At 63.9% G+C, this 14,406-nt stretch carries 17 protein-coding genes; 9 read left to right on the forward strand and 8 right to left on the reverse strand.

Going from position 1 to position 14,406, the window contains the following annotated elements; genetic code table 11:
• Positions 1-41: 41 nt before the first annotated feature.
• Together C8N34_RS12105 and C8N34_RS12110 are read right to left on the reverse strand one after the other, a co-directional pair.
• Positions 42-2,453, reverse strand: a complete 2,412-nt coding sequence (locus tag C8N34_RS12105) for a GcvT family protein (protein ID WP_108129063.1) — start codon at positions 2,451-2,453, stop codon at positions 42-44.
• A gap of 81 nt (positions 2,454-2,534) precedes the next feature.
• Complete coding sequence (locus C8N34_RS12110; protein WP_108129064.1) at positions 2,535-3,230, reverse strand: TetR/AcrR family transcriptional regulator; 696 nt, start codon at positions 3,228-3,230, stop codon at positions 2,535-2,537.
• A gap of 269 nt (positions 3,231-3,499) precedes the next feature.
• Here C8N34_RS12110 and dctP point away from each other — a divergent pair, with 269 nt between their 5' ends.
• The 3 genes from dctP to C8N34_RS12125 are packed head-to-tail and all read left to right on the forward strand — an operon-like array spanning position 3,500 to position 6,281.
• Positions 3,500-4,501 carry a TRAP transporter substrate-binding protein DctP gene (dctP, locus tag C8N34_RS12115; RefSeq protein WP_108129065.1) on the forward strand — a complete coding sequence of 334 codons (1,002 nt, stop codon included), beginning with the start codon at positions 3,500-3,502 and terminating at the stop codon, positions 4,499-4,501.
• A complete protein-coding gene (locus C8N34_RS12120) occupies positions 4,501-4,995 on the forward strand; it encodes a TRAP transporter small permease (RefSeq protein ID WP_054302933.1) in 495 nt (164 codons plus the stop codon). Before dctP ends, C8N34_RS12120 begins: the two co-directional genes overlap by 1 nt.
• A 2-nt stretch (positions 4,996-4,997) precedes the next feature.
• Positions 4,998-6,281 carry a TRAP transporter large permease gene (locus C8N34_RS12125; RefSeq protein WP_108129066.1) on the forward strand — a complete coding sequence of 428 codons (1,284 nt, stop codon included), beginning with the start codon at positions 4,998-5,000 and terminating at the stop codon, positions 6,279-6,281.
• A 259-nt stretch (positions 6,282-6,540) separates the two neighbouring features.
• On the opposite strand, the gene C8N34_RS12130 is transcribed toward C8N34_RS12125, so the two are convergent.
• The gene (locus tag C8N34_RS12130; RefSeq protein WP_108129067.1) at positions 6,541-7,437 is read right to left on the reverse strand and encodes a LysR family transcriptional regulator; all 897 of its coding nucleotides are present in this window, start codon (positions 7,435-7,437) and stop codon (positions 6,541-6,543) included.
• Between the two features lie 126 nt (positions 7,438-7,563).
• On the opposite strand from C8N34_RS12130, the gene C8N34_RS12135 reads away from it, so the two are divergent.
• From C8N34_RS12135 to C8N34_RS12150, 4 genes are read left to right on the forward strand one after another with little or no spacing between them, the layout of a single operon-like run.
• Complete coding sequence (locus C8N34_RS12135; RefSeq protein WP_108129068.1) at positions 7,564-8,139, forward strand: NADPH-dependent F420 reductase; 576 nt, start codon at positions 7,564-7,566, stop codon at positions 8,137-8,139.
• Positions 8,140-8,145: 6 nt separating this feature from the next.
• The gene (locus C8N34_RS12140; RefSeq protein ID WP_108129069.1) at positions 8,146-8,568 is read left to right on the forward strand and encodes a DoxX family protein; all 423 of its coding nucleotides are present in this window, start codon (positions 8,146-8,148) and stop codon (positions 8,566-8,568) included.
• A 59-nt stretch (positions 8,569-8,627) separates the two neighbouring features.
• Positions 8,628-9,458: a 4,5-DOPA-extradiol-dioxygenase gene (ygiD, locus tag C8N34_RS12145; RefSeq protein ID WP_108129070.1), complete on the forward strand. Its 831-nt coding sequence runs from the start codon at positions 8,628-8,630 to the stop codon at positions 9,456-9,458.
• Between the two features lie 11 nt (positions 9,459-9,469).
• Positions 9,470-10,438 carry a glutathione S-transferase family protein gene (locus C8N34_RS12150; RefSeq protein WP_108129071.1) on the forward strand — a complete coding sequence of 323 codons (969 nt, stop codon included), beginning with the start codon at positions 9,470-9,472 and terminating at the stop codon, positions 10,436-10,438.
• Positions 10,439-10,511: 73 nt separating this feature from the next.
• Here C8N34_RS12150 and C8N34_RS12155 read toward each other — a convergent pair whose 3' ends face one another.
• From C8N34_RS12155 to C8N34_RS12165, 3 genes are read right to left on the reverse strand one after another with little or no spacing between them, the layout of a single operon-like run.
• A complete protein-coding gene (locus C8N34_RS12155; protein ID WP_108129072.1) occupies positions 10,512-11,252 on the reverse strand; it encodes an SDR family oxidoreductase in 741 nt (246 codons plus the stop codon).
• A 26-nt stretch (positions 11,253-11,278) separates the two neighbouring features.
• The gene (locus C8N34_RS12160; RefSeq protein WP_242013795.1) at positions 11,279-11,743 is read right to left on the reverse strand and encodes a cyclophilin-like fold protein; all 465 of its coding nucleotides are present in this window, start codon (positions 11,741-11,743) and stop codon (positions 11,279-11,281) included.
• Positions 11,724-12,119, reverse strand: coding sequence for a (R)-mandelonitrile lyase (locus tag C8N34_RS12165; protein ID WP_108129073.1), 396 nt, complete (start codon positions 12,117-12,119; stop codon positions 11,724-11,726). Before C8N34_RS12165 ends, C8N34_RS12160 begins: the two co-directional genes overlap by 20 nt.
• A 110-nt stretch (positions 12,120-12,229) precedes the next feature.
• Here C8N34_RS12165 and C8N34_RS12170 point away from each other — a divergent pair, with 110 nt between their 5' ends.
• On the forward strand, positions 12,230-13,117 hold the full coding sequence (locus C8N34_RS12170) for a LysR family transcriptional regulator (protein ID WP_108129074.1): 888 nt from the start codon (positions 12,230-12,232) through the stop codon (positions 13,115-13,117).
• 103 nt (positions 13,118-13,220) lie between these two features.
• On the opposite strand, the gene C8N34_RS12175 is transcribed toward C8N34_RS12170, so the two are convergent.
• Positions 13,221-13,418, reverse strand: coding sequence for an ATP-binding cassette domain-containing protein (locus tag C8N34_RS12175; RefSeq protein WP_108129075.1), 198 nt, complete (start codon positions 13,416-13,418; stop codon positions 13,221-13,223).
• Positions 13,419-13,450: 32 nt separating this feature from the next.
• Here C8N34_RS12175 and C8N34_RS12180 point away from each other — a divergent pair, with 32 nt between their 5' ends.
• Positions 13,451-13,855 carry a helix-turn-helix domain-containing protein gene (locus tag C8N34_RS12180; RefSeq protein WP_158640688.1) on the forward strand — a complete coding sequence of 135 codons (405 nt, stop codon included), beginning with the start codon at positions 13,451-13,453 and terminating at the stop codon, positions 13,853-13,855.
• 4 nt (positions 13,856-13,859) lie between these two features.
• Here C8N34_RS12180 and hpaR read toward each other — a convergent pair whose 3' ends face one another.
• Positions 13,860-14,261 carry a homoprotocatechuate degradation operon regulator HpaR gene (hpaR, locus tag C8N34_RS12185; protein ID WP_242013794.1) on the reverse strand — a complete coding sequence of 134 codons (402 nt, stop codon included), beginning with the start codon at positions 14,259-14,261 and terminating at the stop codon, positions 13,860-13,862.
• Positions 14,262-14,406: the final 145 nt, after the last annotated feature.

A 14,406-nucleotide genomic window follows, 5' to 3' on the forward strand; every position in this document is an offset into this window, starting at 1 on the left:
GGCTGTGAGAGGCCCCGCCTGCGGGCGGCGGGGCAGGGCGGTCAGGCGCGCAGCGCCGATCCTTCAGGGTCATAAGGCGAGGGCGGAATGACCCGCGCCGTCACTTCCTGGCCCACGATATGCAGGCTGAGCGAGGTGCCGGGCGCTGCAACGCTGCGGTCGACCATGGCCATGGCAAGGCTCTTGCCGATGGTATGGCCATAACCGCCCGACGTGACAAAACCGACCAGCCGGCCATCCTGCCAGACGGGCTCATATCCGGTGGCATCGGCATCGGTGGCGTCTACTTCCAGCGTCACGACGGTGCGCGATGAGGGCGCGTCGCGTTCGGCCAGCGCCGCCGTGCGCCCGACAAAGCCTTCGCGGGTCCAGTCAATGAACCGCGACAGCCCGGTTTCGCCCGGCGTATAGCCCTGAGTGAATTCGCGCGACCAGATGCCGAAGCTCTTTTCCAGCCGCAGTGACAGAACGGCGTTGAAGCCGATTTCGCGGATGCCGAACGCGGCGCCCGCCTCAAGCAGCATCTTGCGCAGGCTGGCATGTTCCAGCGCGCCGACGTTGATCTCGAACCCCAGTTCGCCCGTGACCGACATGCGGGCTACGCGGGTGCGCAGCAGCCCCAGATCCACCTGTGCCAGCCCCATGAACGGCAAAGCGCGGGAGGACAGGTCCTGATGGCTGAGTTTCTGTAATACCTCGCGAGAGCGGGGGCCGGTCACAGCGAACCCCCCGACCGAATCCGAGATATCGCGCAAGGTGACACCCGCGGGCAGGGTGCCCTCGAACCAGCGCATGTGCCACTGGCGCAGATAATACGATCCCATGATCCACCAGGTGCCATTCCCCCAGTTCAGCAGGGACAGATCGCCCTTCAGCTTGCCATCTTCTGACAGCATGGGCGCAAGGCCCGCCCGGCCCGGCTTTGGCAGCTTGCAGGCGAAGGTGCGCGCCAGCCAGGCTTCGGCCCCGGGGCCGCTGACCTCGTACCGCGAAAAGGCGGTGATATCGAGAAGCGCCACCCCCTCGCGCGCCGCCCGCGCTTCGGCCCCGACAAGATCGAAAGCATTCGACCGTTTCAGCGAAGGCTCCTCCCGGAACCCGGCCGGAGCGAAATACAGCGGCTGTTCCAGCCCCCAGCCCGAACCCCACTGGCACCCGGCGGCAGTCATGTCGGCATAGGCACCTGGCGTTTTCAACACGCGGCCAGCCGGAAGCTGCTCGTTCGGGTAGGACATGACGAAGCGGCGCGAATAGAATTGTCCGGTGGTCTGACGGATATATTCGCGGTTCGAGGCAAAATCGCCGTAGCGCGCAATATCCATGCCAAAGATATCGGCCTGCGGCGCGCCGCTGATCATCCATTCGGCCAGCGACTTGCCGACGCCGCCACCCTGCAGGAAGCCCGCCATGACCCCGCAGGCGACCCAGTAGTTGCGCAGGCCGCGCACCGGCCCGACCAGCGGATTGCCGTCAGGCGAGAAGGTGAAGGCGCCGTTGACCCAGCGCTTGACGCCCGCTTCGTTCAGGCAAGGAAAGCGCTGGAACCCGAGGCCGAGTTCATGTTCGATCCGCCCAAGGTCTTCCTGGATAAGCTCGATACCGAAATCCCAGGGTGCGCCCTCCATGTGCCAATGCTTGAAGTCGCGTTCGTAGATCCCCAGAAGCAGGCCCTTCTGTTCCTGCCGGGTGTAGGTAAAGCCTTCCAGATCGACGATCAGCGGGATTTCTCCCTGCATCGCCACCAGTTCGGGGATCGCTTCGGTCACCAGATAATGATGCTCCATCGGCGTGACCGGCAGGTCGACCCCCGCCATCCGCCCCACCTGCTTGGCCCAGAGACCACCGGCATTGACCACATGCTCGGCGATGATCACACCCTTGTCGGTGACAACCTCCCATTGGCCATCCGCACGCTGGTTCAGACTTTCGACCTTCGTATGTTCCAGGATGTGCGCGCCCCGGTTTTTCGCGGCGCGGGCATAGGCATGTACCACCGCCGACGGGTCGATATGGCCTTCGCGGTCGCTCCACATGCCGCCGATGATGCCCTCGGTCGAGATGATGGGGCAGCGGCGCCTGATCTCTTCCGGCCCGATCAGTTCCACATCTTCGATCCCGAGCGACTGGAAGGTGCGATAAGCCGATTGCAGCCACTCCCACCGCGCCGGGGCCGAGGCGATGGAAATGCCGCCGGTCATGTGCATCCCGATATTGATGCCGGATTCCGCGCCCACCTCGGTCAGCAGGTCGATCGTATAGGCCTGAAGTGCGGCGATGTTGGGATCGGCATTCAGCGCATGAAAGCCGCCTGCGGCATGCCAGCTTGACCCGGCGGTCAGCACGTCCCGCTCGACGATGGCCACATCGGTCCAGCCGAATTTCGCAAGATGATAGGCAACCGAGGCGCCGACCACGCCCCCGCCGACGATGACGACCCGATAGTGATTCAGCATGGTGAGCCTCCCTGTTTTCAGGAAGGTGACATGACCGTACACTTATGTCCAGAGTTTCCGAGGGGCTGCCGTTTCCGCCGCTCAGTCGCCTCCCTTGTCAGCCATTTTGGCCCGTAGGGGCACGAAGAACTTTTCCTCAATACATTTCGACAGATGTGCACGATGCGCGGCCGTCGGCTCCTGTCCCGAGAAGATGTGCAGATAGGCGGGACCGCGCGAGAACCGGACCTCCGGGGGCTCGAAATCCTCCAGCGTATATTGCCCGATCTGCGTGTAATACAGGGTGCGCGCGCGGATCAGAGCCTCCTCTTCGGGATAGGCATAGCGCAGGAACATGCGGCGCAGGGCATCTACCCTGATTCCATCAGCCTGGGTCACGACATCGCGCACCTCTGCGGAACGTCGCGCCCAAAGACGCACCGCCATGTCCAGCGCCGGGCTGAACAGCGTTTCATCCAGCCAGCATTCAAAGACATTGATCACCGCGAAAATGACATCCGGCGCCGGGCGCATCGCGCGTTCGATGATCGGGCTGGTATTCTTGCGCAGCCAGTCGTCCAACATGGCTTGCTGCAATGCCTCGCGGCTTTCAAAATGCCAGTAAAAACTGGATCTTGCGACGTTCAACTGCTTGGACATGATCTGGATTTTGACATTGTCGATGCCTTCGTCGACAAGGGTGCGCAGTGCCAGATCCAGCCAGTCCTGTCTGGTTCGCCGCTCGGCCCGGTCTTCGGCATCGTCAACCTGCCCCCCTGTCGCATCCCTGTCCCGCACGCGCCAATCCCTGATTGTTCCCGTTTCTGCGGCCAGAATACGCGGGGCCAGCCGCAGGGCGCAATGCCCGAAGCATCTGGCGGCAGTTTGCGCGCTACTGCCAATAATTTCTGTGGACACAAGTGTGCGGAGAGGGGTAACAATTTTGTCAAGGCGGCGTCATGTGGCGGTGCAGGTAACGGAATCGCAGCGGCCGGCAGCGCGGCACGCGCGCCGGATGCCGCGCCCTGCAATCGCAGGCCACACATGACGCAACATGGAGGATTGTCATGCCGATCACCGCACTCAAGACCCTCGCCCTTGCTGCAGGCGTCAGCCTGATTGCCCTGACCGCATCCGCGCAAAGCATGACGATCAAGCTGGCGACGGATTCGGGCGCCAAAGGCTCGCCCACCGGCGATGCGATGGAAAAATGGGCCTCGCTGATCGAAGAGGGCACCAAGGGCGACATCAAGGTCAACATCTTCTACCAGAACGAACTGGGCGGCCAGCAGGAGATCTTTGACCTGTTCGTCGCCAATGATGTGCAGCTGATGATCAACTGGCCCTCCACCTCTTACGACGAACGGATCGGGCTGCTGTACACGCCCTACATGCTGAAAAGCTGGGATGATGCCTTCAATGCCTACGGGCAGGGCGGCTGGCTGAACGGCATTCTGGACGAGGTCTATTCCGACATCGGGCTGAAATTCTTCGGCGCCTGGCCCGAGGGCTTCAACGGCGTGGCAACCAAAGGCAAATACGCCAAATCGCTGGAAGAAGCCGCCTCGCTGAAGGTGCGGGTGCCGACGATGTTCCCGATGGCGGAATCCTTGCAGGCGATGGGGTATCAGACGGCCTCGATCGACTGGTCAGAAACCTTCACCTCGATCCAGACCGGGGTTGTCGACGGGGATGCGGCCAACGTGATCTATTGGGATTACGAATATTTCCGCGACACGATCAACTACTACAACCGCACCCGCCAGCAGTTCATCACCGGCGTCATTTCCGCCAATGGCGAATTCTGGGCCGGTCTCAGCGACGAGCAGAAGAAGGTCGTGGCCGATGCCGCGCAGGTCGTGATGCAGGACGGCTTCGATGCCGCCCGGACCATCGACGCAGGCTATGTCGAGAAGGCGAAAGAGGTGGGCATCGAATATATCGAACCCTCGGACTCGGATCTTGCCCCGATTGCCCGCAAGGTGCGTGACGAGGTCTGGCCGCAGATGGACAAGCGCATCGGGCAGGAGATCATGGACAAGGTCCGTGCCAACGCCGCCGAGTTCTGATGCGCATGGCCGGGTTTGGCAAACTGGCTGCGGGCGTGCTTGACACGCTCGCAGCTATCGCCATGGCGGTGGTGGTTTCGCTGATGGTCTTTCTGATCGTCGCCCGTTTCGCCAACATTTCCGTTGTCGGAATATTCGAGATCATCGGGCTTTTCGCGATGGCCAGCTACATGCTTGGCGCGGCAACCGCGTCGCGCCGGCACCAGCATCTTGTGGTGGACTGGCTGAACGAAAAGCTGGTCGATCCGCGTCAACGCGCCTTGCAACAGCTTGTTGTGGCGCTTTGCACCGTGTGTGCCACAGCGCTGTTCAGCTACTGGACCTATCGCATGCTTGCCTGGGGCATGCAGCGGCCGCAGTTCACGCCCTCGTTCGGCATCCCGATGTGGGTGCCACAGATGTCGCTCGTCGTCGGCTCGGTCGGCTGTCTGATCTACGCGCTGCGCGATGTGATCCACAGCCTGAAGGCCCTTCGCCGCGCAAAAGGAGTTTGACGATGACCGGCCTGCTTGCCGTGCCGTTGCTTGTGGTCCTGCTGGCCGTCGGCGTGCCGGTCGCCTTCAGCTTTGCGCTGGTGACAGGCTTTCTGGCATGGATCTATGACGCCAATCTGAACACGCTGATGTTGCAGGGCTACAGGTCGCTCGACTCGGTCGTGCTGCTCGCACTGCCGCTGTTCATCTTCACCGGCTATCTGATGGACCGGGGCGGCATCGCCCGCCGGATCATCGAATTTGTCGGCCGCATCGCCACAGGCCGGTCCGGCATGGGCAGTGTGATCGTGCTGTCCTCGGCGATCTTCGGCGCTATTGCCGGAACGGCCTCTGCGGCGGTGGCCTCGATGGGCACCATCATGTCCAGACCGATGGAAGAGCGTGGCTATCCCCGCGGCTATACGGCTGCGCTTCTGGGGGTCTCGTCGCTGCTGGGCATCCTCATCCCGCCCTCGATCACCATGATCCTGTTTGCCGTGGTCACCCGGCAATCGGTTGCCGCCTGCTTTGCCGCCTCGATCCTGCCCGCGATCCTGCTGATTGCCGGGCTGCTGGTTTTCAACCGCGTCACCGTTGCCCGGAACCCTGATATTCTTCCGCCCCCGCGCGACAACGCCCAAAGCTTTGGGCAGGTGGCGCTGTCGGCGCTGCCCGCCTTGTCGCTTCCGGTGATCATCCTCGGGGGGATCTACGGCGGGTTCGTCACCCCGACCGAAGCTGCCGCTGTCGCCGCTGTCGCATCCATCCTGATCGGGGTTTTCATCTATCGCGAGTTGAAGCTGCGCAACCTGGCAGAGGCGCTGGTCCGCACGGCAGAGACGACCGGCTCCATCATCCTGATCCTGCTGTTTTCCTTCCTGATCTCGCGGATCATGGCATCCGAACGCATCCCGCAAGACCTGTCGGACGCGGTTCAGGGCATCGCAACTTCGCCCATCGGCGCCATCCTTCTGGTCAATCTGGTACTGGTGGTCGCAGGCGCATTGATGGATGACGTGTCCTGCACCGTCGTGGTCGCGCCGCTGTTCCTGCCGCTGATGGAAGCATCGGGGGTCAGCCCGGTGCAATTCGCCTCCATCGTGGCCTGTTCGGTGGTCATCGGCGCCAACAGCCCGCCGATGGCGCCGATCCTCTACATGTCCTGCCGGGTCTGCCGGGCGTCGGTGCTGGATGCGGTGCGGCCTGCCTTGCTGATCCTGCTGTTCGTGGCCTTGCCGGTGATGCTGGTCACAAGCTTCTGGCCCGACCTTTCGCTGGCCCTGCCACGCTGGCTTGACTTGTTGTGACCCTGGCGCCGCCGCCTGCCATCTGGCGAGCGGCGGCACCGGGCTGATATTATAAATACATAACCCTGATTATCCGATTCAAGAACCGTTCACGGGCACATTCTATTTTTGGTTGCGACAAACGAGTAACGTCAGAGCGTTACATAGAGATTTCCATGCCCCGCTCATACGTCGAGCCGACCATCGAAGAGCACCGGAAAAATGACCCGACCACATCAGTCAGGTGGGCCTTGGCTGAACACTCGGCATGAAGGGCAGCTCAAAGGATTCCGGCGGTACGGATGTCGTCATGGGCAAAGTCGATCAGCGCCCGCACCTTGCGCGGCAGGGCGCGGCCCTCCAGATAGACCGCGCTCAGCGTCGTGGCGGTGCCCTCAAAGCCCGTCATCACCGGGATCAGCACGCCATTATGCAGCGCCTCGGCGATGGCAAAGCGCGGCACATAGGCCAGTCCCAGCCCGGCGGCGGCCAGTGCCCCCGCCGCGCGCCCCGAATTGACCTGAAACCGCCCCTCGACATGCACGACATGTTCGGCCCCGCCTCGCAGAAAGACCCAACGGCGCGGCGACTGGCGATTGCTGTCGAGGATGCAGACGTGCCGCGCCAGCGCCTCGGGGCTTTCGGGGGCGCCCGCGGTGGCGACATGGGCGGGGCTGGCCACCAGCACCGACCGCACCACCCCCAGCTTGCGCACCCGCAGCGACTGCATCTGCGTCGCGCCGATGCGGAAGGCCAGATCGACGCCGGTCGCCGCGAGATCGGTATAGCCGTCATCCAGCCGCAGATCGAACGTCAGCCCCGGATGCAGCGCCGCGAACCGCCCCAGCATCGGCCCGACATAGACCTCGCCAAAGGTCACGGGCGCCGCGATGCGGATGGTGCCGGTCAACCCGCGCGAACCCTCGGCAATGCTGGCCAGCAGGGTCTCCATCTCTTCCAGCAACGCGGGCGCACGGGCCAGCAGATCCTCGCCCGCTGGCGTCAGCCCGACCTTGCGCGTGGTGCGCTGGAACAGCCGCACGCCCAGCCGGGCCTCCAGCTCGGCCACATATTTCGAACTCAGCCGGTTCGACACGCCGATCTGACCGGCACCGGCGGTAAAGGAACCGGCCTGCGCCACGGCGACAAAGGCGCGGAGTTGGTCAAGTGTATCCATCGGTCAATTCAGAATATAATGGTTATAGTCAATCCATAACATCGCCATTTTGTTCGTTATTGCCAAGCCGTAAATATCTGTCATCGAAACACGGCGCCCGGACGGGGCGGCAGAAAGGAAAAGCAGATGAATATCGCGGTCATCGGGAATGGAAATATCGGCTCCGGGCTTGCCGGGGCGCTGGCGAAGGCCGGGCATGCGGCCGTGGCCCATGGCCGCGACGCTGATCTGAAGGCGGCCGTGGCCGGGGCGGATGTGGTGATCCTCGCCACGCCCTATGGCGCGGCGGCGGATGTGGCCAAGGCCGCCGATTTCAGCGGCAAGCTGGTCATCGACCTGTCGAACCCGGTCAATGCCGAATTCTCTGGCCTCGTCGTCGGGCATGACAGTTCCGCCGCCGAGGAAATCGCGCGGCTTCTGCCCGGCGCCACCGTGGTGAAGGCGTTCAACACCATCTTCGCGCAGCATTACGCCACGGGCCTTTCGATCAAGGACCAGCCACTTCAGACCTTCGTCGCCTCCGACGATGCGGCGGCGCGCGACCGGGTGAGCCAACTGGCCCGCGACATCGGTCTGGTGCCGGTCGATGCCGGTCCGCTGAAGAACGCGCGGTATCTGGAGCCGCTGGGCTTTCTGAACATCCAGTTCGGCTATGTGCTGGGCCTTGGCACCGCCATCGCGCCGCAATGGCAAATCGCCTGAAAGGACATGGCCATGGATCGCAACGTCAATCTCGCCGCCACGCTGCTTCGGGTTTCAAGCGGTGTCATGTTCCTGGCGCATGGGCTCTTGAAGGTGAATGTGTTCACCATCGCCGGGACCGTGGGCTATTTCGAAAGCCTCGGCCTGCCCGGCGCGCTGGCCTATCTGACCATTCTGGCCGAGCTGGCGGGCGGTGCGGCGCTGATCCTCGGCGTTGCGACCCGGCTGGTGGCGCTGACGCTGATCCCGGTGCTTCTGGGCGCGGTCTGGGTGCATTCGGGCAATGGCTGGCTGTTTTCCGGTGAAGGCGGCGGCTGGGAATTCCCGCTGTTCTGGGCGATGGTTCAGGGGGTGATCGCCCTGCTGGGCCGGGGCGCCCTGGCGCTGCGCCTGCCCTTCCTTGACCGGCTGCTGGGCCAGTTTGCCTGACCATCGGGGGCGCCCATGTGGCGCCCTCCCCTTCCCTTCCGGCGACAGGAGATGCGACGATGAACACGACCCGGACCCTTGCCTCGCTGCGCGACGGGCTGGCCCCCAGTGACCGGATGCCGCTGGTCTTTCTGGGCCATGGCAGCCCGATGAACGCCATCGAGGATACGAGATACAGCCGCGCCTGGACCGAACTGGGCCGCGACCTGCCGCGCCCCCGCGCGATCCTTGTCGTTTCGGCGCATTGGATGACGCGGGGCACGACGCTGGTCGATGTCTCGGCCATGCCGAAGACCATCCATGATTTCTACGGCTTCCCCGAGGCGCTGTTCCAGCAACGCTATCCCGCCCCGGGTGACCCGACACTGGCGCGCGAAGTGGTCAGCCTGCTGGCCAGCCATCACGCAGAGGAGGACGACACCTGGGGCCTGGATCACGGCGCCTGGACGGTGCTGAAATTCCTCTATCCCGATGCCGATGTGCCGGTGTTCCAGATCTCCATCGACATGTCGAAGGGGCTGGACTACCAGCTGGAAATCGGGCGCGAGCTGGCGCAGCTGCGCGATCGCGGCGTGCTGATCCTGGGGTCGGGCAATGTGGTGCATAACCTGCGCGCGGCGCAATGGGGGCCGAACAGCCGGCCGCTCGATTTCGCGCAGGAATTCGACAGCCTGTTCGCCGACCGCCTGACCGACCGCGATTTCGCGACGCTTGCCAATCGCGGCAAGCTGGGGGCGCTGCTGCAAATGGCGCATCCCTCGGTCGATCACTACCTGCCCGCGCTGACCATCGCGGGCGCCTCGGATGGCGGGGACGATCTGACCTACATGACCGATGTGATCGACCTCGGCTCGATCTCGATGCGGTCCTTTGTGTTCCACGCCCGGTAAGGAGCCTGCACATGCTTGTCGATGGAAAATGGGTGGAAAACTGGCAGCCGGTGCAGAAGGCCGATGAAAAGGGCCGGTTCGTGCGGCAGGTATCCAGCTTTCGCAACTGGATCACCGCCGACGGCCGCCCCGGCCCGACCGGCACCGGCGGCTTTGCGGCCGAGGCGGGGCGCTACCGGCTCTATGTCGCGCTGATCTGCCCCTGGGCCTCGCGCACGCTGATCGCGCGCAAGCTCAAGGGGCTGGATGCGATGATCCCGGTGACGGTGGTCAACCCGGTGATGAGCGATCAGGGCTGGCGCTTTGGCGGCTATCCGGGGGCAGAGGAAGACCCGCTGTTCGGAGCCGAATTCATGCACCAGATCTATACCCGTGCTGACCCGCATTTCACCGGCCGGGCCACGGTGCCGGTGCTGTGGGACATGCAGCAGGGCGTCATGGTCAGCAACGAAAGCGCTGACATCCTGCGCATGTTCGACACCGCCTTTGACCATCTGGTGCCCTCGGACCTGCGGCTTTACCCCACCGATCTGGCCGGGGAAATCGAGGCGCTGAACCCGGTGATCTATGACCGGCTGAACAATGGCGTCTACAAGGCAGGCTTCGCGAGCACGCAGGCCGCCTATGACGAGGCGGTGGCGGGCGTGTTCGAAACGCTCGACCTGCTGGAGGCGCGGCTGACCGGCGACTACCTGTTCGGCGACCGCCTGACCGAAACCGACATCCGCACCTTCGTCACCCTGATCCGCTTTGACGCGGCCTATCACGGGCTGTTCAAGACCAACCTGCGCCAGATCGCGGATTACCCGCGCCTCTCGGCCTATATGACGCGGATCCTGAACCTGCCGGGGGTGCGCGAGACGGTGAACATGGATCACATCACGCGCGGTTACTATTCGATCAAGGCGCTCAACCCGCTGGGCATCCGCCCGGTCGGCCCGCGCCATGTGCAGGCGCTGCTTGATAACGGGCGGGCATGAACTGGGGCGCAAATATGCCGTCGCCGGCTGAATCAGGGTATCCGGCGGCGGGCTCCCCAGCCGCCGCAAGCGCTTACCAGGCCTGCACCGTGGGGCCGACGGTCAGTTCGCTGACATTCGTGTCGGCGGGTTGTTCAATGGCAAAGGCCACGACATTGGCGATCCGGTCGGACGTGATGCCGACCTGTTCATAAAGTGCTGCCATGCCCGCCGCGGTGCCAATGTCACTGATGGTGCCCAGCAATTCGGTGTTGACTGCGGCCGGAAAGATGGTGGCGGTGCGGATATTGGTGCCCTCCATCGCGGATTCCATACGCAGGATTTCCATGAAATCGCGGACAAAGAACTTGGTTCCGCCATAGACCGCCGCCGCCGGATAGGCCTTGAGCCCCGCCACCGAGGACGTCGCAATCACATGGCCGGATTTTTGCGCGATGAATACGGGCAACACCGCCGCCACGCCGTTCAGCACGCCCTTGATGTTGATATCCACCATGTCATGCCAGTCGTCGGTTCTCAGTGCCGAAAGCGGCGAACTGGGCATGATCCCGGCATTGAGGAAGATCACGTCTACCCGGCCATAGGTATCTTTGGCCAGTTTGACGATGGCGTCATTGTCGGCCTGTTTGGTGACATCCAGCACCTGCCAGACCGCCTCGCCGCCCGCTGCGGTGATTTCGGCGGCCAGCGCCTTCAGTCGGTCCTCGCGGCGCGCGCCCAGAACCACTTTCGCCCCCTTCGCGGCCAGCAGCCGCGCGGTCGCCTCGCCGATCCCGGAGGAGGCGCCGGTGATGATGATGACCTTGTCTTTCATGGTGATGTCCTTTGCGGAGAAAAGGCTCAGCCGATCCGTGTCAGGCCAAGCGGATAGGTGCCGCGCAGCGGAAGCGGCGCGATGCCGCCCTCGATCCGGCCCAGCCGGATCAGCCCGCGGGAATAGCGGTAGGGCGCGTGGAAGAACACGAGGTTGCCCCAGGGCGCATAGGTGCAGACATGGCCTGCCGCCTCATCACCAAACGGGCCTGCACCCTCCTCGGTCAGCTTGCGCGGCAGATAGGCGATCTTCTCGTTATGGGCGTAGTCCTCGATCCGCAGATCGAGCGGCAGCAACGCGAACAGGTCACGCGCTGCCGGGCTGTCGTTCAGCCGGACGGTGAATGCCTGACCGGCAAACCGGCATGTCATTCGCATGGGGGTCTCTCTGGCCATGGCCGGCGCGGTGAAGGCATAGGATGCGGCCCAGGTCAGGCCGATCAGGAACCCGCGCCGCGACAGGGTTGCGGGATCAGCCGAGGTAATCGGCATCGCTGACCTGTTCCAGCCAGGTGACCGCGATGCCATCCACGGCCTCCTGAATGGCGATATGCGTCATCGCCACCTCCGGCGCCGCGCCGTGCCAGTGCTTTTCGCCCGCGGGAAACCAGACCACATCGCCGGGCCGGATTTCCTCGATCGGGCCGCCTTCGCGCTGCACGCGGCCGCGTCCTGCGGTCACGATCAACGTTTGCCCCGCCGGATGGGTGTGCCAGGCGGTGCGGGCGCCGGGTTCAAAGGTGACCGCCGCGCCCGCGCCCCGTGCGGGGGCTTCGGTCTGAAACAGCGGGTCGATGCGCACGCTGCCGGTGAACCAGTCGCCCGGCCCCCTGACCGAGGCTGTGCTGCCCGCCCTCGTGATCTTCATGCTGGCCTCCGCCTTTCAGGTTGCATGGGCCTTATATGGCGTGACACGATCTATGGATTAGATGCAAAATATCGCTTGAACTCATCGAAGCAGACCATGAATGAACCCCGATGGCACAGACCGATTTCAATGACCTGATGTGGTTTCTCGCCGTGGCGGAAGAAGGCAATTTCACCCGCGCCGCCGCACGGCTTGGCGTCGTGCAATCGACGCTGAGCCACCGGATCAAGAAGCTGGAAACCCGCATGGGAATCCGGCTTCTGGCGCGCACGACCCGTTCCGTTTCCACCACCGAGGCGGGCGAAAGGTTACGCCGGTCCTTGGCCCCCAGGGTGCGCGAGATCGAGAGCGAGATCGCCGCGCTGATGGTATTGCGCACCAGACCCGCGGGTCTGGTGCGTCTCACGCTGTCGCATCACGCGCTGACCCGTCTGATCTGGCCCAAGCTGCGGCCGGTGCTGCGCGACTACCCCGAGATCCGGCTTGACCTGAGTGTGGATGGCGGGTTCCGGGATATTGTCGAGGATGGGTTCGATGCCGGAATCCGGCTTGGGGAGAGCGTCGAACATGACATGATCGCGCTGCGCGTCGGCCCCGACTGGCGGCTGGTCGCGGTGGCCGCGCCGGCCTATGTTGCCGCGCGGGGCCGTCCCGGCCATCCGCAAGAGTTGCTGAAACATGATTGCATCAACCGGCGGCTGGCGATGGCGAATGCGCTTTATGCCTGGGAGTTCGAGAAGGACGGTAAGGAATTGCGCGTGCGTGTCGACGGGCGGCTGACGCTGAATGACGAGGCGACGATGGTAGCCGCCGCGCTTGATGGCGTCGGCATCGCCTATGCGCCCGAGGATATGGTGGCAGGGCATCTTGCCGACGGCGCGCTGGAACTGCTGCTGGACGACTGGTCACCCCGGTTTTCCGGTTATCACATCTACTATCCCAGCCGGCACCAGAACCTGCCCGCCTTCAAGGTGGTGGTGCAGGCCCTGCGTCAATAGCGGTCGGGGCTGGAAATAGGCTCTGTCCAGTGCCTCCGGCTCGCTCCTGAGCGTCAGGGTGGGGCCGTTGTAGCGCACCTCGCCCCGCCGCATCACCACGGCGTCATCGGCCAGCGACCTCGGTGAGCTGCTCCACCAGTATGACACCCGCACCGCGCGAGACCAGTTCACCGATGGCCGCGACCAGCCGCTTGACGATCAGCGGCGCAAGACCCAGCGACATTTCGTCGTTCACCAGATAGCGGGGCCAGCACATCAGCGCCTGACCGATGGCAAGCATCTGCTGCTGCCCGCCCGACATGGTGCCGGCCAGCTGAAGAAGCGATCTATGGCGTGCTGCGCGCGCTGCTTTACGAACGCCATGACAGCCTTGCCCGATCAAGGATCGAGGCCGAGGTGTCGCGCGCGCAAATCCCTGAACGCGGCATCGCCTCCATCGACCGCTGCCTGACCGACAGCGATTTGCCCACACAGACCGACGCCGAGGCGGTCGGGGTGTCGGTGCGGCAATTGCAGCGCGCCTTTGCGTTGGCGGGCACGACGCCCACCGATTACCTGCTGGAGAAACGCTTTGAAAAAGCCTGCCAGATGCTGAGCGGCCGCGAAAAGGATGCTGAGCCGATGCTGGTCTCGTCCATCGCCTATGTCTGCGGCTTCAACGACGTGTCCTATTTCAACCGACAGTTCCGGCGGTTCTTCGGCTGCGCGCCGGGGCAATTTGACACCCGGACGGGCTGACGGGTCAGGCGCGTTCCAGCGCGGTCATCAGCGCCTCGAGGTCATCCAGCAGGGCGTCGATGCGCGCGCGGCCAAGGCGCGCCTCGAGCTCGGCATAGATCGCGGCGCTTTCCGGGGCGATCTGGCGGATGAAGGCGTGCCCCTCTGCTGTCAGGCGGATCAGCGCGCGCCGGCCGTCCTGAGGATCCTTGCGGGTCGCGATGAAGGCGCGGGTCTCCAGCGTCCTGAGGATGCGCGACAGCGAGGGCGCGAGGATGCTGGCCGCATCGGCCAGATCCGAGGCGTCGGTCTCCTCGGCCTCTTTCAGAACGCGCAGCACCCGCCATTGCTGTTCGGTCACCCCATGGGCCAGCAGCAGCGGGCGGAACCGCTCCATGACCGCCTCACGGGCACGGAGCAGTGCCATGGGCAAGGTCCGGCGGGTCTTCGAAAGCTCGAACCCATCCTTGACGGGGGAATGCGGCATGGCGGTCGGGATCCTCTGAACTGCCCCTAAGATGCTTCGCAGGTTAAGCATTGACAAGATGCGTTTTGCTTAACATGTTAATCTA

Origin of the sequence: Gemmobacter caeni (assembly GCF_003054195.1) — a bacterium.
In the GTDB taxonomy this organism is placed as follows: domain Bacteria; phylum Pseudomonadota; class Alphaproteobacteria; order Rhodobacterales; family Rhodobacteraceae; genus Gemmobacter; species Gemmobacter caeni.

Coding starts and splice junctions, on each gene's coding strand:
- C8N34_RS12120 (WP_054302933.1), top strand. CDS start 4,501: ATGCGCATGGCCGGGTTTGGCAAACTGGCTGCGGGCGTGCTTGACACG.
- dctP (WP_108129065.1), top strand. CDS start 3,500: ATGCCGATCACCGCACTCAAGACCCTCGCCCTTGCTGCAGGCGTCAGC.
- C8N34_RS12105 (WP_108129063.1), bottom strand. CDS start 2,453: ATGCTGAATCACTATCGGGTCGTCATCGTCGGCGGGGGCGTGGTCGGC.
- hpaR (WP_242013794.1), bottom strand. CDS start 14,261: ATGGCACTGCTCCGTGCCCGTGAGGCGGTCATGGAGCGGTTCCGCCCG.
- C8N34_RS12155 (WP_108129072.1), bottom strand. CDS start 11,252: ATGAAAGACAAGGTCATCATCATCACCGGCGCCTCCTCCGGGATCGGC.
- C8N34_RS12130 (WP_108129067.1), bottom strand. CDS start 7,437: ATGGATACACTTGACCAACTCCGCGCCTTTGTCGCCGTGGCGCAGGCC.
- C8N34_RS12170 (WP_108129074.1), top strand. CDS start 12,230: ATGGCACAGACCGATTTCAATGACCTGATGTGGTTTCTCGCCGTGGCG.
- C8N34_RS12135 (WP_108129068.1), top strand. CDS start 7,564: ATGAATATCGCGGTCATCGGGAATGGAAATATCGGCTCCGGGCTTGCC.
- C8N34_RS12150 (WP_108129071.1), top strand. CDS start 9,470: ATGCTTGTCGATGGAAAATGGGTGGAAAACTGGCAGCCGGTGCAGAAG.
- C8N34_RS12175 (WP_108129075.1), bottom strand. CDS start 13,418: ATGTCGGGCGGGCAGCAGCAGATGCTTGCCATCGGTCAGGCGCTGATG.
- ygiD (WP_108129070.1), top strand. CDS start 8,628: ATGAACACGACCCGGACCCTTGCCTCGCTGCGCGACGGGCTGGCCCCC.
- C8N34_RS12140 (WP_108129069.1), top strand. CDS start 8,146: ATGGCCATGGATCGCAACGTCAATCTCGCCGCCACGCTGCTTCGGGTT.
- C8N34_RS12165 (WP_108129073.1), bottom strand. CDS start 12,119: ATGAAGATCACGAGGGCGGGCAGCACAGCCTCGGTCAGGGGGCCGGGC.
- C8N34_RS12125 (WP_108129066.1), top strand. CDS start 4,998: ATGACCGGCCTGCTTGCCGTGCCGTTGCTTGTGGTCCTGCTGGCCGTC.
- C8N34_RS12160 (WP_242013795.1), bottom strand. CDS start 11,743: ATGCCGATTACCTCGGCTGATCCCGCAACCCTGTCGCGGCGCGGGTTC.